The organism is Kitasatospora purpeofusca (assembly GCF_042691725.1).
Classification (GTDB): Bacteria; Actinomycetota; Actinomycetes; order Streptomycetales; family Streptomycetaceae; genus Kitasatospora; species Kitasatospora purpeofusca_B.
Genome location: NZ_CP170483.1, coordinates 3274060 through 3295346 on the forward strand (window position 1 = coordinate 3274060; position 21287 = coordinate 3295346).

Annotated in this window: 15 protein-coding genes; 2 read left to right on the forward strand and 13 right to left on the reverse strand. The window is 72.0% G+C overall.

Going from position 1 to position 21287, the window contains the following annotated elements:
- Positions 1 to 225: 225 nt before the first annotated feature.
- The 9 genes from ACFCLZ_RS13695 to eccD all read right to left on the reverse strand — a co-directional run bounded on the left by ACFCLZ_RS13695 (position 226) and on the right by eccD (position 11284).
- A complete protein-coding gene (locus ACFCLZ_RS13695) occupies positions 226 to 1911 on the reverse strand; it encodes a ribonuclease J (protein WP_380285175.1) in 1686 nt (561 codons plus the stop codon).
- A gap of 171 nt (positions 1912 to 2082) precedes the next feature.
- Positions 2083 to 2982, reverse strand: coding sequence for a 4-hydroxy-tetrahydrodipicolinate synthase (dapA, locus tag ACFCLZ_RS13700; protein WP_380285176.1), 900 nt, complete (start codon positions 2980 to 2982; stop codon positions 2083 to 2085).
- A gap of 225 nt (positions 2983 to 3207) precedes the next feature.
- Positions 3208 to 3939, reverse strand: coding sequence for an FAD-dependent thymidylate synthase (gene thyX, locus ACFCLZ_RS13705; protein WP_380285177.1), 732 nt, complete (start codon positions 3937 to 3939; stop codon positions 3208 to 3210).
- Positions 3936 to 4436, reverse strand: coding sequence for a hypothetical protein (locus ACFCLZ_RS13710; RefSeq protein WP_380285178.1), 501 nt, complete (start codon positions 4434 to 4436; stop codon positions 3936 to 3938). Before ACFCLZ_RS13710 ends, thyX begins: the two co-directional genes overlap by 4 nt.
- A gap of 7 nt (positions 4437 to 4443) precedes the next feature.
- Positions 4444 to 5190, reverse strand: coding sequence for a 4-hydroxy-tetrahydrodipicolinate reductase (gene dapB / locus ACFCLZ_RS13715; RefSeq protein ID WP_380285179.1), 747 nt, complete (start codon positions 5188 to 5190; stop codon positions 4444 to 4446).
- Positions 5191 to 5204: 14 nt separating this feature from the next.
- Positions 5205 to 6557 (reverse strand): M16 family metallopeptidase, encoded by a 1353-nt coding sequence (locus tag ACFCLZ_RS13720; protein WP_380285180.1) that lies wholly within the window; start codon positions 6555 to 6557, stop codon positions 5205 to 5207.
- Positions 6558 to 6665: 108 nt separating this feature from the next.
- Positions 6666 to 8873, reverse strand: coding sequence for a polyribonucleotide nucleotidyltransferase (locus tag ACFCLZ_RS13725; protein ID WP_380285181.1), 2208 nt, complete (start codon positions 8871 to 8873; stop codon positions 6666 to 6668).
- Between the two features lie 463 nt (positions 8874 to 9336).
- Entirely contained in the window at positions 9337 to 9627 is a 291-nt protein-coding gene (gene rpsO, locus ACFCLZ_RS13730; RefSeq protein WP_380285182.1) for a 30S ribosomal protein S15, read from the reverse strand.
- A gap of 193 nt (positions 9628 to 9820) precedes the next feature.
- Entirely contained in the window at positions 9821 to 11284 is a 1464-nt protein-coding gene (gene eccD / locus ACFCLZ_RS13735; protein ID WP_380285183.1) for a type VII secretion integral membrane protein EccD, read from the reverse strand.
- Between the two features lie 384 nt (positions 11285 to 11668).
- On the opposite strand from eccD, the gene eccCa reads away from it, so the two are divergent.
- The gene (gene eccCa, locus ACFCLZ_RS13740; protein WP_380285184.1) at positions 11669 to 15616 is read left to right on the forward strand and encodes a type VII secretion protein EccCa; all 3948 of its coding nucleotides are present in this window, start codon (positions 11669 to 11671) and stop codon (positions 15614 to 15616) included.
- 472 nt (positions 15617 to 16088) lie between these two features.
- Complete coding sequence (locus ACFCLZ_RS13745) at positions 16089 to 17501, forward strand: APC family permease (protein ID WP_380285185.1); 1413 nt, start codon at positions 16089 to 16091, stop codon at positions 17499 to 17501.
- Positions 17502 to 17579: 78 nt separating this feature from the next.
- Here ACFCLZ_RS13745 and ACFCLZ_RS13750 read toward each other — a convergent pair whose 3' ends face one another.
- The 4 genes from ACFCLZ_RS13750 to ACFCLZ_RS13765 all read right to left on the reverse strand — a co-directional run bounded on the left by ACFCLZ_RS13750 (position 17580) and on the right by ACFCLZ_RS13765 (position 21218).
- A complete protein-coding gene (locus ACFCLZ_RS13750; protein WP_380285186.1) occupies positions 17580 to 18872 on the reverse strand; it encodes a hypothetical protein in 1293 nt (430 codons plus the stop codon).
- Positions 18873 to 18947: 75 nt separating this feature from the next.
- Positions 18948 to 19490, reverse strand: coding sequence for a SigE family RNA polymerase sigma factor (locus ACFCLZ_RS13755; protein WP_380285187.1), 543 nt, complete (start codon positions 19488 to 19490; stop codon positions 18948 to 18950).
- 109 nt (positions 19491 to 19599) lie between these two features.
- Entirely contained in the window at positions 19600 to 20835 is a 1236-nt protein-coding gene (mycP, locus tag ACFCLZ_RS13760; RefSeq protein ID WP_380285188.1) for a type VII secretion-associated serine protease mycosin, read from the reverse strand.
- 89 nt (positions 20836 to 20924) lie between these two features.
- Positions 20925 to 21218: a WXG100 family type VII secretion target gene (locus ACFCLZ_RS13765; RefSeq protein WP_380285189.1), complete on the reverse strand. Its 294-nt coding sequence runs from the start codon at positions 21216 to 21218 to the stop codon at positions 20925 to 20927.
- Between the last annotated feature and the right edge of the window lie 69 nt (positions 21219 to 21287).

Genomic DNA, 21287 nt, shown 5'->3' on the forward strand with positions numbered 1-21287 from the left:
CGTGTTTCCAGCTTATCAGATGTTTTCCGCTCCGCTTTCCGGAGTTTCTTTCATCCGATTTGCTTTGGCCTTTCGGCGCTCCCGAACTCTATCAGAGTTTCTCGGGCCGTTTTCCCGCTCCGTTCTCGAATTTCGTTCGAGAACTTCGACTGGGGGCCGTCCCGTGGGGCAACCCGGAGAACATTACGCACCGGGCTGCCCCACGTCAAATCAGGCCGGGGAGGCTCACACCTCGACGACGACCGGGAGGATCATCGGGCGACGGCGGTAGTTGTCGGCCACCCACTTGCCGATGGTCCGGCGGACGAGCTGCTGGACCTGGCGGATCTCCAGGACGCCGTCACTCGCCGAGCGGTCGAGCGCCTCCTGCAGCCGGGCCGCGACCGGGACGAACGCGGCGTCGTCGATGCCGGAGCCGCGGGCCTGGATGCTCGGGCCGCCGACGATCTTGCCGTTGGTGGAGTCGACCACCACGAAGCAGGAGATGAAGCCCTCCTCGCCGAGGATCCTGCGGTCCTTGAGCGAGGCCTCGGTGATGTCGCCGACCGAGGAGCCGTCGACGTAGACGTAACCGGCCTGCACCTTGCCGACGATGCGGGCGACGCCGCCCTCCAGGTCGACGCAGACGCCGTCCTCCGCGATGACCACGCGGTTGCGCGGGACGCCGGTGGCGATGCCGAGGTCGGCCGCGGCCCGCAGGTGGCGCCACTCGCCGTGCACCGGCATGAGGTTGCGCGGCTTGCAGATGTTGAAGAAGTACAGCAGCTCGCCGGCCGAGGCGTGGCCGGAGACGTGCACCTTGGCGTTGCCCTTGTGCACGACCTTGGCGCCCCAGCGGGTCAGGCCGTTGATGACCCGGTACACGGCGTTCTCGTTGCCCGGGATGAGCGAGGACGCCAGGACGACGGTGTCGCCCTCGACGATGCGGATCTGGTGGTCGCGGTTGGCCATCCGGGACAGCGCGGCCATCGGCTCGCCCTGCGAGCCGGTGCAGATCAGCACGACCTCCTTGTCCGGCAGGTCGTCCAGCTGCTTGACGTCGACGACCATGTTGCCGGGGACCTTCAGGTACCCGAGGTCGCGGGCGATCCCCATGTTGCGGACCATCGAGCGGCCGACGAACGCGACCTTGCGCTTGTACTCGTGCGCGGCGTCCAGCACCTGCTGGATGCGGTGCACGTGGCTCGCGAACGAGGCCACGATGATGCGCTTGTCGGCGTTCGCGAAAACGTTTCGCAGCGCGGCCGAGATGTCCCGCTCGTGCGGGATGAAGCCGGGGACCTCGGCGTTGGTGGAGTCCACCAGCAGCAGGTCCATGCCCTCCTCCGCCAGCTTGGCGAAGGTCGGCAGGTCGGTGAGACGGCCGTCGAGCGGCAACTGGTCCATCTTGAAGTCGCCGGTGGCGACGACCATGCCGGCGGGGGTGCGCACGGCGACGGCCAGCGCGTCCGGGATGGAGTGGTTGACCGCGATGAACTGGCAGTCGAAGGGGCCGATCCGCTCGCGGTCGCCCTCGGAGACCTCCAGCACGTACGGGCGGAGACGGTGCTCGGCGAGCTTGGCCTCGATCAGCGCGAGGGTGAGCTTCGACCCGATCAGCGGGATGTCCGGGTTCTCCCGGAGCAGGTACGGGACGGCGCCGATGTGGTCCTCGTGGCCGTGCGTGAGGACGATGCCGTCGATCTTGTCGAGGCGGTCCCGGATGTAGGTGAAGTCCGGGAGGATCAGGTCGACGCCGGGCTGCTCGTCCTCGGGGAAGAGGACGCCGCAGTCGACGATGAGAATGCGGTCCCCGTATTCGAAGACCGTCATGTTGCGGCCGATCTCGCCGAGACCGCCGAGCGGGGTGATGCGCAGGGCGCCCGCCTTGAGGGCCGGCGGCGCGCCGAGTTCGGGATGCGGGTGGCTCAAAAGACTCTCCTCACGACGCACGCCATATGTCCGGGGTCCTCCCCCGCGAGACATATGGCGTGCGTTCTCCGTGTCGGTTTTCCTACCAGGTCTGTGCTCTCGCGCCTTCGGTCCGGTCCAGCGGCGGACCCGTGGAGGTCCGGCGAGCCGGGGCGCGCACGTCTGTGTCTGTTACAGGTCTACCCCGCCGTCGGCGAGATCCTTCTTCAGTTGCGCGATCTCCTCGGGGGTCGCGCCGACCAGGGGCAGTCGAAGCGGGCCGGCGGGCAGGCCCTGGAGGTCCAGCGCGGCCTTGGTGAGGATCACGCCCTGGGTGCGGAAGATACCGGTGAAGACCGGCAGCAGGCGCTGGTGGACGGCCGTGGCCTTGGCCACATCGCCGGCCAGGTAGGCCTCGACCATGGCCCGCAGCTCGCCGGCGACCACGTGGCCGACCACGCTGACGACACCGACGGCTCCGACCGACAGCAACGGCAGGTTGAGGATGTCGTCGCCGGAGTACCAGGCGAGGTCGGACCGGGCGATCGCCCAGGCGGCGGCGCCGAGGTCGCCCTTCGCGTCCTTGTTGGCGACGATCCGCGGGTGCTCGCCGAGCCGGACCAGCGTCTCGTGGCTCAGCGCGACGCCGGCGCGGCCGGGGATGTCGTACAGCATGACCGGCAGCCCGGTGGCGTCGGCGATCCGCACGGTGTGCCGGTACAGGCCCTCCTGCGGGGGCTTGCTGTAGTACGGCGTGACCGCCAGCAGGCCGTGCGCCCCGGCCGCCTCGGCCTGGCGGGCCAGCTCGACGCTGTGGTGCGTGTCGTTGGTGCCGACCCCGGCCACCACATGGGCCCGGTCGCCGACCGCCTCCACCACGGCGCGGACGAGCTGGGCCTTCTCGGCGTCGCTGGTGGTCGGGGATTCGCCGGTGGTGCCGTTGACGACGAGGCCGTCGTTGCCGGAGGCGACGAGGTGCGCGGCGAGGCGCTGGGCGCCGTCGAGGTCGAGGCCGCCGTCGGCGGCGAACGGTGTCACCATCGCGGTCAGGACCCGCCCGAAGGGCGTCTGGGGGGTGGAGGTCGGAGCCATGGGTCCAAAACTACTCGTAGGCGGTGGGGCGACACCCAGGCCGGTCCACGGTTCGGACGGCCACGGCGGCGAAGCGGCGGCGAACAGCGGGGACATGGGATTCCGGTGCTGCGTGCTCGGGGGTTCAAGCAGCACCGGAATCCGTGTTCACGAGCGTAGGGAGCGGTCAGAAATGCCGCAATCCAGACATGCCCGACACTCTCCCCGGATGCCCGTCGCCGCAGGTCAGGGGGCGACCCGGCCGTGCTTCTCGAAGGCCGCATGGGTGAGCGGCATGAGCTCGGCCCACTGCTCCTCCATCCGCTCGGCGACCATCTCGATCTCGCGCTGCGGGAACGACGGCACCGCCGCGTTCTCCCGCTTGGTGCGCAGCGACAGGAAGTGCATCAGCGAGCGGGCGTTGCAGGTCGCGTACATCGACGAGTAGAGCCCGACCGGCAGCACCGCGCGGGCGACCTCGCGGGCCACGCCGGCCTCCAGCATCTCCTGGTAGCGCCCGTACGCCTCGCCGTAGGCGGCCTCCATCGAGGCGGTGACGGTCCGGTGCTGCTCGGGCGTGCCCTCGACGAACTCGTAGCGGCCCGGGCGGCCCTGCTGGACCAGCCTGCGCTCCTCGCCCGGCACGTAGAAGACCGGCTGCAGCTCGCGGTAGCGGCCGGACTCCTCGTTGTACGACCAGCCGCTGCGGTGGCGGTGGAACTCGCGGAAGACGAAGATCGGCGCACTGATGAAGAAGGTCATCGAGTTGTGCTCGAACGGCGTGCCGTGCCGGTCCCGCATCAGGAAGTTGATCAGGCCCTTGGACTTCTCCGGGTCCTGTTCGAGCGCCTCCAGGGACTGCTCCCCCGCCGTCGAGACCCGGGCCGCCCAGATGACGTCCGAGTCGGCGGCGGCGCTGCGGACCAGCTCCGCGGTGATGTCGCTGCGGAACTGGGGGGCCGTCGTGTCGTCGCTCACGCGTTACTCCTCGCGGGTCGGTCGGTACCGGTGCCACCCGTGGCGGTGGCGTCGGCGCCGGTGGTGCGGTGCAGCCGGATCGCGTGCTGCATGGTCTTGCGGGCGCGCGGCACGTCGCCGGCGTCGGCGTACGCGACCGCCAGGCGGAAGAAGACCCGCCAGTCGCCGGGGGCGGCCTCGGCCTCGGCCTTGCGGCGGGCGAACACGGCGTCCGCCGAGGCGCGGTCGATCCGCCCGCCGTCGGTGCGCTTCAGCTCGTCGACCGGCAGGCCGCCCTCGGCCTCCAGCTCGCGGGCGAGCCGCTCGCTGTCCCGGCCGAAGCGGACCGTCTGGCGCAGGAACCAGATGCCGATGACCGGGATGACGAAGGCGCACAGGCCCAGGCCGACGCCGAGCGGCTTGCCGGTGGCGATGAGCTGGACGCCCTCACCGACGCAGATCAGCGCGACCAGGGCCAGGACGCCGGAGAGGACGAAGAAGCCGGTACGGGAGGTCATGCCGGGCTCACAGGTCCAGGAAGTGTTCGAGGCCCAGGGTGAGCCCGGGCGTCTCCACGACCTTGCGCACGCCGAGCAGGATGCCCGGCATGAAGCTGCTGTGGTGCAGCGAGTCGTGCCGGATGGTGAGGGTCTCGCCGGTGTCGCCGAACATCACCTGCTGGTGGGCGAGCAGGCCGCGCAGCCGCACCGCGTGCACCGGCACCCCGTCGACGTCGGCGCCGCGGGCGCCGGGCAGGGCGTGGGTGGTCGGGTCCTGCTGCGGCGGGCGGCCGGCCTCCGCGCGGGCGGCGGCGATCAGCTGGGCGGTGCGGGTGGCGGTGCCGCTGGGGGCGTCCGCCTTGCCGTCGTGGTGCAGCTCGACGACCTCGACCGACTCGAAGTACTTGGCGGCGGTCTGGGCGAACTTCATGCCGAGGACGGCGCCGATGGAGAAGTTCGGCGCGATCAGCAGGCCCAGGTCCGGCGCCTCGTCGAGCCAGCCGCGCACGGTGGCCAGGCGCTCCTCGGTCCAGCCGGTGGTGCCGGTGACCACGTGGATGCCGTGGTGCAGGCAGAAGTCGAGGTTGCCCATCACCGAGTCGGGGTGGGTCAGCTCGACGACGGCCTGCACCCCGGCGTCGGTCAGCTCGGAGAGCTTCGCCTCCCGGCCCAGGGCGGCGACCAGCTCCAGGTCCGGGGCGGCCTCGACGGCCTTGACGGCCTCGGAGCCGATCCGGCCCCGGGCGCCGATCACAGCGACACGCAGCGTCATGGTGGGAAGTCCCTTCAGGCCAGCAGGTCGGCGAGCTTGGCGGCCCGCTTGTCGGTGATCGGACCGATCAGCGCGAGCGAGGGCCGGTACGCCCCCAGCACATCACGGGCGACCTCGTGCACGTCCTCCAGGGTCACCGCCGCTATCCGCGCCAGCATGTCGTCGACCGACAGGTGGTGGCCGTAGCTGAGCTCGGCCTTGCCGATGCGGTTCATCAGCGAGCCGGTGTCCTCCATGCCGAGCACGGTGGAGCCGGAGATCTGGCCGATCGCGCGCTGCAGTTCCTCCTCGGTGATGCCGTCGGCGACCACCTTGGCGAGCTCGTCGCGGCAGATCCGCAGCACCTCCTCGACGCGCTTGGGCTGGCAGCCGGCGTAGATGCCGAACAGGCCGCTGTCCGCGTAGGAGGAGGAGTAGGAGTACACGGAGTACGCCAGGCCGCGCTTCTCGCGGACCTCCTGGAACAGCCGGGAGCTCATGCCGCCGCCGAGGGCCGCGTTGAGCACGCCCATCGCCCAGCGGCGCTCGTCGTGCCGGGGCACTCCGGGCACGCCCAGCACCAGGTGGGCCTGCTCGGTGGAGCGGTTGAGCACCTCGACCCGGCCCGCGGTGCGCAGCGCCTTGACGCCGCGCCGGGCCTCGGCGGGGACGGCCTCGGACTTGGCGAGCAGCGGCGCGAAGGCCTGCTCGACCTGCCGGACGACCTTGCGGTGGTCCAGGTTGCCGGCCGCGGCGACGACCAGGTGCTCGGGCTTGTAGCGGCGGTGGAAGAAGTTCGCGATCTGGTCGCGGGTGAGCGAGCGGATGGTCTCCTGGGTGCCGAGGATCGGCCGGCCGAGCGGGCCGCTGCCGAAGATCACCTTGGCGAAGAGGTCGTGGACGACGTCGCCCGGGTCGTCCTCGGCCATCGCCATCTCCTCGAGGATGACGCCGCGCTCGGCCTCGACGTCCTCGGGGCGGATCAGCGAGCCGGTGAGCATGTCGCAGACCACGTCGATGGCCAGCGGCAGGTCGGTGTCGAGCACCCGCGCGTAGTAGCAGGTGTTCTCCTTCGCGGTGAAGGCGTTCATCTCACCGCCGACCGCGTCCAGGGCGGCCGAGATGTCCAGCGCGCTGCGCCGCTCGGTGCCCTTGAAGAGCAGGTGCTCCAGGTAGTGGGTGGCGCCGTTGAGCTGCGGGATCTCGTCCCGCGAGCCGACGCCGACCCAGATGCCGAAGGTCGCGGAGCGCACCGTCGGCAGGGTCTCGGTGACGACGCGCAGGCCGCCGGGGAGGACGGTGCGACGCACGGTTCCGGCGCCGTCCGCGCCCTTGAGCAGGGTCCGGGTCGTGCCGGGGCGCTGCTTCGCCGCCGAGGCCTGGGCCACGGGGGTACCTCCGTAGAAAGCGGTCCGTCGGGAGAACGTGGGGAACAACAGGGTGCGGCCCGCACGCCGCTGGGGGCGTGCGGGCCGCGGGGTTCAGCTAGCGGCGCTTCACTCGGAAGCGGCCTCGGCGTTCTCCTCGCCCTCGACGACCGGGATCAGCGAGAGCTTGCCGCGCGGGTCGATCTCGGCGATCTCGACCTGCACCTTGGCGCCGACGCCGAGGACGTCCTCGACGTTCTCCACGCGCTTGCCGCCGGCCAGCTTGCGGATCTGCGAGATGTGCAGCAGACCGTCCTTGCCCGGCATGAGCGAGACGAAGGCACCGAAGGTCGTGGTCTTGACCACGGTGCCCAGGTAGCGCTCGCCGACCTCCGGCATGGTCGGGTTGGCGATCTGGTTGATCGTGGTGCGGGCGGCCTCGGCGGCCGGGCCGTCGGCGGCACCGATGTAGATGGTGCCGTCGTCCTCGATCGTGATCTCGGCGCCGGTGTCCTCCTGGATCTGGTTGATCATCTTGCCCTTGGGGCCGATGACCTCACCGATCTTGTCCACCGGGATCTTGATGGTGATGATGCGCGGCGCGTTCGGGGACATCTCGTCCGGGGAGTCGATGGCCTCGTTCATCACGTCGAGGATGTGCAGGCGGGCGTCGCGGGCCTGCTTCAGCGCGGCGGCGAGCACCGACGCCGGGATGCCGTTGAGCTTGGTGTCCAGCTGCAGGGCGGTGATGAAGTTGCGGGTACCGGCGACCTTGAAGTCCATGTCGCCGTACGCGTCCTCGGCACCGAGGATGTCGGTGAGGGTCACGAAGTGGGTCTCACCGTCGATCTCCTGGGAGATCAGGCCCATGGCGATGCCGGCGACGGCGGCCTTCAGCGGCACACCGGCGTTCAGCAGCGACATGGTGGAGGCGCAGACCGAGCCCATCGAGGTGGAGCCGTTGGAGCTGAGCGCCTCGGAGACCTGGCGGATGGCGTACGGGAACTCCTCGCGGGTCGGCAGGACCGGCAGGATGGCCCGCTCGGCCAGCGCGCCGTGGCCGATCTCGCGGCGCTTCGGCGAACCGACGCGGCCGGTCTCGCCGACCGAGTACGGCGGGAAGTTGTAGTTGTGCATGTAGCGGCGGCGGGTCTCCGGGGAGAGCGTGTCCAGCTGCTGCTCCATGCGGAGCATGTTCAGCGTGGTGACACCCAGGATCTGGGTCTCGCCGCGCTCGAACAGGGCCGAGCCGTGCACCCGCGGGATGGCCTCGACCTCGGCGGCCAGGGTGCGGATGTCGGTGACGCCGCGGCCGTCGATGCGGACCTTGTCCTTGATGACGCGCTCGCGGACGATCTTCTTGGTCAGCGCGTTGTAGGCGGCGCTGATCTCCTTCTCGCGGCCCTCGAACTCGGGCAGCAGCTTCTCGGCGGCCAGCGCCTTGACGCGGTCCAGCTCGGTGTTGCGCTCCTGCTTGCCCGCGATGGTGAGGGCCTGGGCCAGCTCGTCCTTGACGGCGGCGGTCAGCGCGGCCAGCACGTCGTCCTGGTAGTCCAGGAAGACCGGGAACTCGCCGGTCGGCTTGGCGGCCTGGGCGGCCAGCTGCGACTGCGCGGCGCACAGGACCTTGATGAACGGCTTGGCGGCCTCGAGGCCGGAGGCGACGATCTCCTCGGTCGGCGCGTCGGCGCCGCCCTCGACCAGCTTGATGGTCTTGTCGGTGGCCTCGGCCTCGACCATCATGATCGCGACGTCGCCGTCCGGCAGGACGCGACCGGCGACGACCATGTCGAAGACGGCCGACTCCAGCTCGCTGTGGGTCGGGAAGGCGACCCACTGGCCGTTGATCAGGGCGACGCGCACGCCGCCGATCGGGCCGGAGAACGGCAGGCCGGCCAGCTGGGTGGACGCGGAGGCGGCGTTGATGGCCACCACGTCGTACAGGTGGTCCGGGTTCAGCGCCATCACGGTGACGACGACCTGGACCTCGTTGCGCAGGCCCTTGACGAAGGACGGGCGCAGCGGGCGGTCGATCAGGCGGCAGGTGAGGATCGCGTCCTCGGAGGGCCGGCCCTCGCGACGGAAGAACGAGCCGGGGATGCGGCCGGCGGCGTACATCCGCTCCTCGACGTCCACGGTCAGCGGGAAGAAGTCGAAGTGCTCCTTCGGCTGCTTGGACGCGCTGGTGGCCGACAGCACCATGGTGTCGTCGTCCAGGTAGGCGACGGCGGAGCCGCCGGCCTGACGGGCCAGGCGGCCGGTCTCGAAGCGGATGGTGCGGGTGCCGAAGGAACCGTTGTCGATCACGGCCTCGGCGTAGAACACGTTCTCTTCCACCTGGAAGATCTCCTCTTTCGTACGTCTCCGGGAGAGCGCCCCCGCGCATCGCCTGCGTGTTGACCCTGGACGGTCGGGCCGGTCTTCGATCGAAGCCTCCGGTGCACCCCGCTTCGGTCTGCGGGGCCTCCGGCGGCCACTACCGAGGACCGGCGCCTCTCGGCCGGCCGGGTCCGGACGGGCGTTTCGCGTCTGGACGCTCTCTCGGATGCGGGCGGCTTCCGTTTGAAGCCTTCGTCCCGCGGGGGGTTGGATCCTGCTGCCTGAGTGGCGCGCTTGCGGCGCCATCACCCGGCATGCCCACAACCCTACGGTGCAATCCTCGGCCACCTGGGGAGGTGCGCGCGAGTTGTTATGCCCGGTCGTTGCGCTCGGACGCCCCTTCGGGCACCCCGGTCATGCGGCCGCGGCATACGCGCGAGGGGCGGCTCCCCGGTGTGGGGAGCCGCCCCGAGCGGCGTTCTCAGCGGGCGCCGCCGGCGGCACCGCGGCGGATGCCCAGGCGGTCGACGAGCGTACGGAAGCGCTCGATGTCCTTCTTGGCCAGGTACTGCAGCAGGCGGCGGCGCTGGCCGACCAGGATCAGCAGGCCGCGGCGCGAGTGGTGGTCGTGCTTGTGCGACTTGAGGTGCTCGGTCAGGTCCGAGATGCGGCGGGAGAGCATGGCCACCTGGACCTCGGGGGAGCCGGTGTCGCCCTCCTTCTGGCCGAACTCGGCGATGATCTGCTTCTTGATGTCAGAGGCGAGTGCCACTGCAACTCCTTCGAGGTGATACCGAGCGGTCCTGGTCTACGGCACAGGACTCTTGGGAGAACTCGGTGTCGTGACGGGCGCGGCCGCCGGTCGTCGCCCCACCTGGGGCGGACACACGGCTGCGCTCGGAGGCCAAGCGTACCAGTGCCGCCGACACCGGCGGTCGGCGGCCCCGGCGGCCCCGGTGGGCCGGTCAGCCGGTGGCGCCGCGGACCAGCCGGTAGACGTCGAGGACGGCCAGCACCAGCGGGATCAGCGACATCAGGGTGAGGCTGTCGACCAGGTCCAGGATGCGCCCCCAGAACGGGGAGACGCCGAGCCGGGGCACCACCAGGGCGATCGCGGTGAGGACCGCGGCGCCGAAGGCGATCGAGGCGGTCAGCCAGACGGTGCGCAGGTCGGCGTCGGTGGAGCCGATGCCGGCCCGCAGGACGAACTGCGGGGTGTGCAGGGAGAGGCCGACGATCAGCAGCGACAGGCCGAGCAGGCCGGCGATGGTGAGGCTGAAGACCTGCGCGCTGTAGCGGAACAGCCGGGCGCGGAGCATGGTGACGAGGCCGAGGACGAGGGCGAGCAGCTCGGGGAAGGTCTCGTCGGTGAAGCCGAGCACCGCGCAGGCGCCGACGATCACCGCGGCGCAGCCGCCGACCAGGCCGACCAGCACCTCGTGGCCGCGGCGGGCCTGGTGGGCGATCCGCTCGTACTGGACGAGTTCGGCGCGGGCGCTCTCCTCGTCGTGGTCGCGACCGCGGGCGCGGGTCTGGCCGGGGGCGCTGTAGCCGACGGGCAGCCGCGCGAAGCGGGCGGACAGGCCGGGCAGGAAGCCGATCGCCGCGACGGCGCCGACCCCGGTGACGGCGGCGATGTGGTTGGCCGAGGTGCCGGGCAGCAGCACCCCGGCGAAGGTGGCGAGCGCGCCGGCCGCGGCCAGGAAGGCGGCGGCGACGAACAGCGAGTCCTTCTCGGGCAGCAGGCCGACCAGCAGGACGGCGACCACCAGGACGGCGACGCAGCCGGTGAGGAACTGCAGCCGGCCTGGCCCGTCCAGCGGGCCGCCGGTGGGGGCGAGGACGCCGCTGCCGGCGATCAGGGCGTGCGGCAGGGCGCCGAGGCCGAGCGCGAGGCCGGCCCAGGCGTCGCGGTAGACCCGGGCGCGGACGCCGGCGAAGGCGGTGAGCACGACGGCGACGACGCCGGAGAGCACGCCGGGCAGGCCGTGCATGTCGTGGCGCAGGTCGGCGAACCAGAGGGCGAAGCCGAGCAGGGTGAGCAGCACGCCGGTGCCGATGAGGCCGAAGGCGCGCATCAGCTCGGGGCTCCAGAACCGGCGGTCGGTCTCGCCGGCGGTGGCGATCGCGTCGGCGACGTCGTCGTAGACGGCGGGCGGCAGCGACTCGGCGAACGGGCGCAGGCTGAGCAGGTCGCCGTCGCGCACCTGCTGGGCGGCGAGCGAGCGGCCGCCGTCGAGCACGGTGCCGTCGCGGCGGACCAGGTGGAACCCGGTGGGGACGCCGTCGGGCTGGGTCTGGCCGGAGAGCCGCAGCACCTCGGGGTAGACGTCCGCGAGCGGGACGTCCTCGGGCAGGGCGACGTCGATCCGGCTGTCCGGGGCGACGACGGTGACCCGGCAGAAGCCGGTGGTGACGGGCGTCGTCATGCCCGCACCTCGTTCGCTCGACGCACTGGGCGCTCCCCCTTGGTGACGGTGCCGCGGCACCGGCGGCTGGTCGGTCTGGCTGTCGCGCGGGCGCCGGCCGGACGGAACCGGCCCGGCGGGGCCACGAGTTGGCGCGGCGTTACCCTACCTGTTCGGTTCGTGTCCGGCCCCGTGGAGGGCGGGCGGGCCCGTCGGGGCGGGGCCCCAGTAGGATCAGCCCCCTGCGCAAGGCGGCGGGGGCGGCGAGCGCCTCCCCGGGTGCCTGCGGTCGGCGGAGCGGGGGCGGCGTCACACGGGGCGTCCTCACCCGTACGTATCCAGTTGCGTGAGGGCTGATGCCGTGGTGATCGAGCGAAGCGTTCGTGGTCGGAGGGTGGGGCGCGCATGGGCGTGATCACCGTCAAGCGGCCGCCCCGGGCCTACCCGCCCGCGGTGCCGGACGAGCCGGTGGAGCTGGTCCCCCCGCCCGAGCTGCCCCGTTCGGGCGGCGAGGACTGGGTGATGAGCATCCTGCCGATGCTCGGCATGGGCGGATCGGCGGTGTTCTTCTTCTCGCCGGGGGCCCAGGCCCCGATGAAGATCATGGGCGGTCTGATGATCGTCTCGACGGTCGGTATGGCGCTCGCGCAGATCGTCCGGGCCCGCAAGGGCGGCTCCTCGGCCACCGCGGACGAGCGGCGCGACTACCTCAAGTACCTCCAGCAGATGCGCCGCCAGGTACGCCGGACCGCCGAGCGCCAGCGCGGCGCGCAGCTGTTCCTGAACCCCGAGCCGGACCAGCTCTGGTCGATCGTCGCGGACGGCCGCCGGCTGTGGGAACGGCGGGCCGGGGACGCCGACTTCGCGCAGATCCGGGTCGGCCGCGGTCCGGTGCAGCTGTCCACCCCGCTGGTCGCGCCGCAGACCGCGCCGATGGACGAGCTGGAGCCGCTGTCGGCGGCCGCGATGCAGACCTTCCTGAAGGCCCACGGCACCCTCCAGGACCTGCCGTTGGCGATCTCGCTGCGCGCCTTCTACCACATCACGGTCTGCGGGGACCCGGACACCGTCTACGGCAACGTCCGGGCGATGATCGCCCAGTTGACCACCCTGCACTCGCCGGACGACCTGCTGGTGACGGTGGCGGCCGCGCCCGGCGCGGTGGACGAGTGGGAGTGGACCAAGTGGCTCCCGCACAACCAGCACCGCAAGGAGAGCGACGGCGCCGGGTCGCGCCGGCTGATCGCCACCGGCCTCGGCGAGCTGGAGCTGCTGCTCCAGGACGAACTCGCCGGCCGCCAGCGCTTCGTCCGGGACGCCGCGCCGACCGCCGACCAGCCGCACATCGTCGTCGTGATGGACGGCGCCTCGGTGCCGCACGACTCGCTGCTCGCCGGCGCCGAGGGCGTGCACGGGGTGACCATCGTCGAGGTGGTCCCGGGCGATCTCGACGAGCCGACCGGGCACCTGATCGTCACGGTCTCGCCGGACGAGCTGGCGCTGCGCTCGGCCTCCGGCGCCACCTACGCCGGCGCCCCGGACACCCTCTCCGCCTGGCAGTGCGAGGCGCTGGCCCGGCAGCTGGCGCCGTACCGGGCCTCGGCCGGCGGCGACGACGAACCGCTGCTGTCCAACCTGGACTTCACCGACCTGATGAACTCCGGCGACCCGGGCTCCTTCGACGTCGCCCGCAGCTGGCGGCAGCGGGCGCAGCACGAGCGGCTGCGGGTGCCGATCGGCGTCGGGGCCGGCGGCGAGCACGTGTACCTGGACATCAAGGAGGCCGCGCAGGAGGGCATGGGCCCGCACGGCCTGTGCGTCGGCGCGACCGGCTCCGGCAAGTCCGAGCTGCTGCGCACCCTGGTGCTGGGGCTGGCGATGACGCACTCCTCGGAGACGCTGAACTTCGTGCTCGCCGACTTCAAGGGCGGCGCGACCTTCGCGGGCATGGCGGACATGCCGCACACCTCCGCGGTGATCACCAACCTGGAGGGCCAGCTCACCCTGGTCGACCGCATGCGGGACGCCATCGAGGGCGAGCTGAACCGGCGCCAGGAGCTGCTGCACCGGGCCGGCAACTACGCGAACATCCACGAGTACGAGCGGGCCCGGGCGGCCGGCGCGGCGCTGGACCCGCTGCCGTCCCTGGTGCTGATCATCGACGAGTTCTCCGAACTCCTCACCGCCAAGCCCGACTTCATCGACATGTTCATCCAGATCGGCCGGATCGGCCGTTCCCTCGGGGTGCACCTGCTGCTGGCCTCGCAGCGCCTGGAGGAGGGCAAGCTGCGCGGCCTGGACACCTATCTCTCCTACCGGATCGGCCTGCGCACCTTCTCGGCGGCCGAGTCGCGGGCGGCGATCGGCGTCCCGGACGCCTACCACCTGCCGCCGGTGCCGGGTGTCGGCTACCTGAAGTTCGGCACCGACGTGATGGACCGGTTCAAGGCGGCGTACGTCTCCGGGCCGTACCGGGCGCCGGGGCAGCAGCGCTCGACCGGCGGCCGGCTGGTGACCGCGCGGCCGGTGCGGTTCACCGCGGCCGAGGTGGCGGTGACCGAGCCGCTGGTGCAGGAGGTCGAGCCGATCGTCGAGGAGCCGGACGACGCCCTGATGGACACCGTGCTGGACGTGTTCGTGCAGCGGATGGCGGGCCAGGGCCCGGCCGCGCACCAGGTGTGGCTGCCGCCGCTGGACGCCCCGCCGAGCGTGGACCAGCTGCTGCCGCCGCTCCAGGCGACCGCCGAGCGGGGGCTGACCGCGCCGCAGTACGCGGCGCTGGGCCGGCTGCGGGTGCCGGTCGGCATCGTCGACAAGCCGCGCGACCAGAAGCGCGACATCCTCGACCACGACTACTCGGGGGCGGCCGGCCACGGCCTGGTGGTCGGCGGTCCGCGCTCCGGCAAGTCGACGGTGATCCGCACCACGGTGGCCTCGTTCGCGCTCACCCACACCCCGCTGGAGGTGCAGTTCTACCTGCTGGACTTCGGCGGCGGCGGCTTCCAGTCGCTCCAGGACCTGCCGCAGGTCGGCGGGGTCGCCGGGCGGCTGGACGCCGAGAAGGTGCGCCGGATGGTCTCCGAGGTGCACGGCGTGCTGAACCGGCGCGAGGAGCTCTTCCGGGCCACCGGGATCGACTCGATCGGCACCTACCGGGCCCGCCGGGCCTCCGGTGCGCTGCCGGAGGAGCAGTTCGGCGACGTCTTCCTGGTGATCGACGGCTGGAACACCTTCAAGCAGGAGTTCGAGGCGCTGGAGCCGGTGATCGGCGACATCGCCCAGCGGGGCCTGGGCTACGGCATCCACCTGATCGTCACCGCGGCCCGCTACGCGGAGGTCCGCCCGGCGCTCAAGGACCTGCTGCAGAACCGGACCGAGCTGAAGCTCGGCGACTCCATGGAGTCCGAGGTGGACCGCCGGGTGGCGCAGAACGTGCCGGCCGTCCCGGGCCGCGGCGTCACCGCGGACCGGCTGCACTTCCTCACCGGTCTGCCGCGGCTGGACGGTTCCGGCTCGGTGGAGGACCTGCAGAACGGCGTGGCCGGACTGGTCTCGGCGGTCGCCGGGGCGTGGACCGGCCCGCGCGCTCCGCAGGTGCGGATGCTGCCGGCGGTGCTGGACGGGCACTCGCTGCCCAAGGGCTTCGAGCACCCGGAGCGCGGCGTCGCCTTCGGCGTGGACGAGGCGGAGCTGGCCCCGGCCTTCGTCAACTTCGAGACCGACCCGCTGTTCATCGTCTTCGGCGACACCGAGTCCGGGAAGTCCGCGCTGCTGCGGATGCTGGTCAAGCAGATCACCGAGCGGTACACCCCGGACCGGGCCGGCATCGTGGTCGGCGACTACCGGCGCGCGCTGCTCGGCGTCGTCCCGCCGGAGTACCTGGTGGAGTACGCGGCCGCGCAGCCGGCCATGTCGAGCGTGGTCGAGATGCTGCGCGGGGCCTGCGCGCGCCGGCTGCCCGGGCCGGACGTGACCGCCGAGCAGCTGCGCAACCGCAGCTGGTACAGCGGCAAGGACATGTTCGTGATCGTCGACGACTACGAGCTGGTGGCGACCTCCTCGGGCAATCCGCTGGCGGCGCTCGCGGAGTTCCTGCCGTTCGCGCGGGACATCGGCCTGCGGGTGATCGTCGCGCGCAGCGCGGGCGGCGCCGGGCGCTCGCTGTACGAGCCGTTCCTGCAGCGGATGCGCGAGCTGGGCGGCCAGGGCGTGATGCTCTCCGGCAACCGGGACGAGGGTCCGCTGCTGGGCACCGTGAAGCCGCAGGCGCTGCCGCCGGGCCGGGGCGTGTTCGTCTCGCGCCGGGTGACCGGCGGGCAGATGGTGCAGACGGGCTGGCTGCCGGCGCCGTAGCCGCCGGTTCTCGTCACGGAGCGTGTCGAAGGGGTCGGGTCCTCGGGATCCGGCCCCTTCCGCCGTCCCGGGTGCCGAAACGTTACCTAGATCTTTCCGCCGGAGGGCTGCGGTTCCCGTACCCGGCCCGGGGCCGGGCGGACGGCGCGGGAGCATCCGGACGACCTGCCTCCGCATTCGGGCGGCACCTTTGAATGGGTGCGTGCAATACGGCGTTCACCTTGGATTCAATCGCTATGTGGCGAAAGTAACAAGTCGGACATGCATAGTGATGACGTTAAGTGATCATCAGATCGCATGTCTATGCGTTCCGTGGCAACGGATTCCGAAGCAGTTCCGCCATTGACGCGATCGATACGGCCAAGGTTCCATGGCGGCCCAGGGAGCGACAGGACCAGAAACCGAGCCAGTCAGCCAGCGGAGGCGATACCGCTCCCTCTCCAGGACCAGCACAGAGCCGATCGGATGCCACATGACCGACACGCTTCGCCCGCCCGCCGCGGCCCCCGCCGCGACCGTCGCAGGCGCGCCCGACGCCCAGCAGCAGACGCTCAAGCGCTCGATCGGTGTCGTCGGCGGCACGCTGCTCACGCTGTCCTGCGTCACCCCGGCCTCCACACTCTTCGTGATCGTCCCGGAGCTGTTCTCCAGCATCGGCAGCGCCACCGCGCTGGCCATCGCGATCGGCTCGATCCTCTGTATCGCCGTCGCCTTCTGCTACTCCGAGCTCGGCACCCTGATCCCCAGCGCCGGCGGCGAGTACGCGATGGTCGGCACCCTGGCCGGGCGCCTGGCCGGCTGGCTGGTCTTCGTGCTCTCGCTGATCGTGGTGATGATCGTCCCCTCGGTCATCGCCCTCGGCACCGCCGACTACCTCGCCCCCGTGCTGCATGTCGACAAGCCGCTGGCCGGCGCCGCGGTGATGCTCGCCGCCACCCTGGCCGGCCTGCTGGACCTGCGCGCCAACGCCTGGATCACCGGCATCTTCCTGGTCCTGGAGGTCATCGCGGCCGGCGTCGTGTCGGTGCTCGGCTTCGCCCACGCCAACGGCGGGGCGCCCAGCATGCTGCACGGCGTGGTCACCGGCGAGGACGGCGTCACCACCACGGTGAGCATCGGCGCGATCATCGGCGCCCTCGGCATCGCGCTCTTCATCACCCAGGGCTTCTCCACCGCCGTCTACCTCTCCGAGGAGCTGGAGAACCCGCGCCGCAACGTCTCCCGCACCGTGCTGTGGACGCTGGGCATCTCCGCCGCGATCCTCCTCGTGCCGGTCGCCGCCATCACCATGGGCGCCCCCGACCTGGCGACGCTGAGCTCCGGCGACATCTCCGGCATGGTCACCGCCTGGAGCAACTCCGCGGTCGGCACCTTCATCAGCCTCTGCGTCGCGCTGGCCATCATCAACGCCGGCATCGTCATGGTCATCCAGAACTCCCGGGTGCTGTTCGCCTCGGCCCGCGACAAGGCCTGGCCCGGCCCGGTCAACAAGGCCTTCGGCACCCTGGGCCGGTTCGGCTCCCCGTGGATCGCCACCCTGGCCGTCGGCCTGCCGGGCGCCGCGCTCTGCTACGTCAAGGGCGCGCTGCTCAGCGAGATCACCGGCGTCGCCGTCACCGGGATGTACCTGCTGGTCGCGGTCGCCGCGCTGCTCTCCCGCCGCGACCAGCACAAGCACGCCGCCGCCTGGCGGATGCCGCTGTGGCCGGCCGTGCCGGTGCTGCTGATCGTCGTCCTGGGCTACGTCATCACCCAGCTGGACGTGGTGCCGCTGCTGTGGACCGGCGGCATCACCGCCGCCGCCACCCTCTACTGGCTGTTCTACCTGCGCCCCCGGCAGGACACCCACTGGGTGATCAGCCTCCCCGAGGACCAGCAGGCCTGATCCTCCCCGAACCCCCACCCTCCCCCACACGGCAGTGCCCGGGCTCCCCCTGGCCCGGGGCACTGCCGCGTTCGCGGGCTACTTCTTGAGCTTCCACTCCGGGCTGGTCGCGATCGCCTTCAGCTGCTCGACGGTCAGCGCCGGGGCGGTCCGGGACGCCGCCGCGTTCGGACCGCCGCTGTTGAGGGCGCCGACCGCCACCCGCAGGCCGTCCGGGTGCAGGGTGTCGACCACCCACCTCGCCGGGTTGCCCGGCACCTTGCGGACCTTCACCTGGGTCCCGTCGGGCAGCGTCTCCGTGCCGCCGAACGGCTCGCCCCGGTGGAGGCCCCAGTCGTCCACGTTCAGCTCCACCATGGACTTGCCCTTGCCGTCGTTCACCACGAAGTTGGCGTAGCCCTCGCTGCCGCCGGTCTCGGCCTGCTTCAGACCCGCCGGAAGCAGCTTCGCGGCGGTCGCGAGGATCTCCTCCTTGGTGTAAGGCGTGCTCCGGCGGCCCGGTGTCTGCGCGACCGGCTCCGGCAGGGCGGCGATCACCCGGTCCCAGGACTTGTCGGTGACGACCGCCTTGAGCTGCTCGGGGGTCAGCGGCGGGGTGGCCCGGGAGACCGGCTTGCCCTTCTCCTCGGGGGAGTTCCACTCGCTCAGCTCGATCCGCCGGCCGTCCTTGCCGGTCAGCTTGGCGTTCCACCACTTGGTGTCGGCCCGGCGGTCCGGGTACTCGTAACCCTGGAACACGGTCAGCCGCCCGCCGTCAGGCAGCGCGGTCGCCGTGCAGGCGTCGAAGGTGACGAGCTTTCTGTCGGGGCAGTCGTTGTCCGTCCGGCCCGGGTCGTCCTCGGCGATCCTGGAGAACGAGATCCCGATCCGGGCCTTGCCCTTGCCGTCGTCGAGGACCAGGCCGGCGCCGGACACCCCCGCGCCCGGCCGGCCGCTGGCATCGGTGCCGACGCCCCTGGCGTCACTGATCTGCCCCTGGGGCAGCAGCGCCTTGAAGGCGGCGAGCACCTCCTCGCCGCTGACCCCCGCGCCACCGGAGGGGGCGGCGGAGGTGGCCGGCGAGGACCCGGGCGTCGGCGAGGCGGAGCCCGCGCCGCTGCCGGAACTCGCGTCCGGGGTGGTCCCGGTGGCCGCCGGGGCCGGGCGCGAGGCGGCCGGGGAGCCGTCGGTGAGGTACACGGCGCCGGTGCCCACCAGGGCCAGCGCGGCCGCGCCGCTCACCGCGGCGGCGGCCGAGCGGCGGCGCCAGCGGCGGCGGCCGCGCTCCAGCCCGCCGGCCGCCAGTTCGGCCGGGCCCTGCGGGCGCAAGCCCTCGCCCGTACGGGTCATCGCGTGGAGCAGATCATCCTCGAAGCTGTCCGGTGCGGACATGCGTGATCACCGTTTCCTTCGGTCACGGGACGGGGTCGGTGGCGGACCCGCGCAGCAGGCGGTCGGGTCGTGCCGTCAGCGGGCGGCCAGCTCGGCCAGCGAGTCGCCGAGCTGCCCGCGCAACCGCGCCAGCGCCCGGGAGGTCCGGGTACGGACCGCGCCCGAGGACAGCCGCAGCACCTCGGCGCTCTCCTCGACGCTGCGGTCCTCCCAGTAGCGCAGCACCAGCACCGCCCGGTCCTGGACGGACAGCCGGCCGAGCGCGTCGAGCAGGGTCAGCCGCAGCGCCCCGTCCTGCTCCCGGCCCGCGGACTCGGGCAGCTGGTCGGTGGGGCGCTCGTCGCTGGAGCGGCGGCGCTTCTGGGCGAGGAACACGCGCACCATCACGGTGTGCGCGTAGGCGCCGGGGTTGTCGATCCGGTGGCGCCCGCCGGTCCACGCCTTGCGGCGCCACAGCACGTACATCCGGCCGAGGGCCTCCTGGACGAGGTCCTCCGCCTGGTGGGTGTCTCCGCCGGTGAGCAGGCAGGCCGAGCGGTACAGCCGTCCGGTGTGCCCCGAGACGAGTTCCAGGAACTCCGCGTCCTTCGCCCCGCGTCCGGCCCCGATCCGCCCCATCCCCCACGCCCTCCCTGTTCACCGCTGTCGACACTTGTTCGATGCGGTGACCGGGGCCGGATGTTACAAGCGGGCACGAAGTTTTCTCCGGGCCCGTCCGGGAGGCGGTTCAGGAACGCCGGCGGTGGTCGCGGAGCACCACGCCGCCGCCGATCAGCAGGACGACCAGCAGGGCGCCGACGCCCAGGACGTAGGTCGCGGTGCGGCCGTCGCGGTCGGCCTGGGTCTCACCGAGGCCGAGCGGGCGCGGCACGATCGGGGCGGAGGCCAGCTGCACCGGCGGGTCCTCCACCGGGCGCTCGGCCGGCGCGGCGGGCGCGGTGGTCACCGCCTTCACCGGGTCGACCACGCCCCAGCCGATGTACTCGTTCGCCCTGTGGTCGGTGCGCTGCGCGGTCTGCTCGATCCAGGCCCGCACCTGGCCGGGCCGCCAGTCCTTGTGCGCGCCGACCAGCAGCGCGGCCAGCCCGGCCACGTACGGCGCGGCGAAGCTGGTGCCGTTGTCCACGCACTGCCCGCCGCGCGGGACGGTGGAGAGCATGTCGACCCCGGGGGCCGCGACGTCCACGAAGTCGCCGTACTGGGAGAAGTAGGTGCGCTCGTTGTTGCGGTCGGAGGCGCCGACGGCGAGCACCGTGCGGAACGCCGCCGGGTAGGTGTCGCCCTTCTTGCCGTCGTTGCCGCTGGAGGCGACCACCACCACGCCGCGGTTCTCGGCGTTGTCGATCGCGGCCTTCAGCTCGTCGTAGCCGACGAACCGGGTGTCACCCGCGCCGCGCACGTCCTGCGAGATGTTGATGACCTTGGCGCCCTGCTGGACGGCCGAGTTGATGGCCTCGACCAGCGAGTGCACGTCGCCGTTGCCCTCGGCGTCGTTCTGGCGGATCGACAGGATGGAGGCCCCCGGGGCGATGCCGACGAAGCCGGTCTGCTCGCTGCGGGCGGCCGCGATGATGCCGGCCACCTTGGTGCCGTGGCCGACCACGTCGTCCTTGCCGCCGCCCTCGACCCGCTTGCCCTCCTTGTCCTTGAGCAGCGAGCCGCCGTCGACCACCTTGGTGGCGAGCTGCGGGTTCTGGTCGTCCACTCCGGTGTCGATGACCGCCACCAGCACCCCGGCGCCGGTGACCGCACCGCCCTGCCAGAGCTCGTCCAGCACCATCCGCTGGAGCGACCACGGCACGGCCTGCACGTTCTGGGCGTTCTTGCCGCACTCCCCCGCGGCCGCGATGCCCGGTCCGTCCGCCGCCGCCGGCACCGTCAGCGGGCCGCCGAGCAGCGCGAGCGCGGCCGCCGCCGCGGCCGCCGTCCGGAACCTGACCACCGGCACCCTGCCACCCCTCATGTCGTCCACCTGGTTGCTCGCTCGCGCGCCAAAGGCGGGCGCCCGCGAGGGGCACCCGCCCTTCGGCGCGCCGGGTCCGCTTCGAACCGTCAGCCGGTCCAGAGGGTGGCGTTGCGGTTCTCGGTGTTGTGGTAGCTGGTGGCCGCGTTGTCCAGCGACTTGGCGATCTGCTCCAGCACCTGCTGCAGGTGGAGGGCACGCTGGTCCCACTTGGCCTGGTGGGCCTGGTAGCCCTGCTGGGCGGCGCCCTCCCAGCTCCCGGCGATCTTGGTGACGCCGGTCTTCAGCTCGTCCAGCTGGTGCTGGATGGTCTGCGCGGTCCGACGGACCTCCGCGCTGGCGCTCTTGATGGTCTCGAAGTTGACCAGAATGTGGTCGGCCACGATGTCTCCTAGTCGAGGCTGCGAGGCACCCCGTCACCCGGGGTACGCGTCGCGGGGTGAACGGACAGA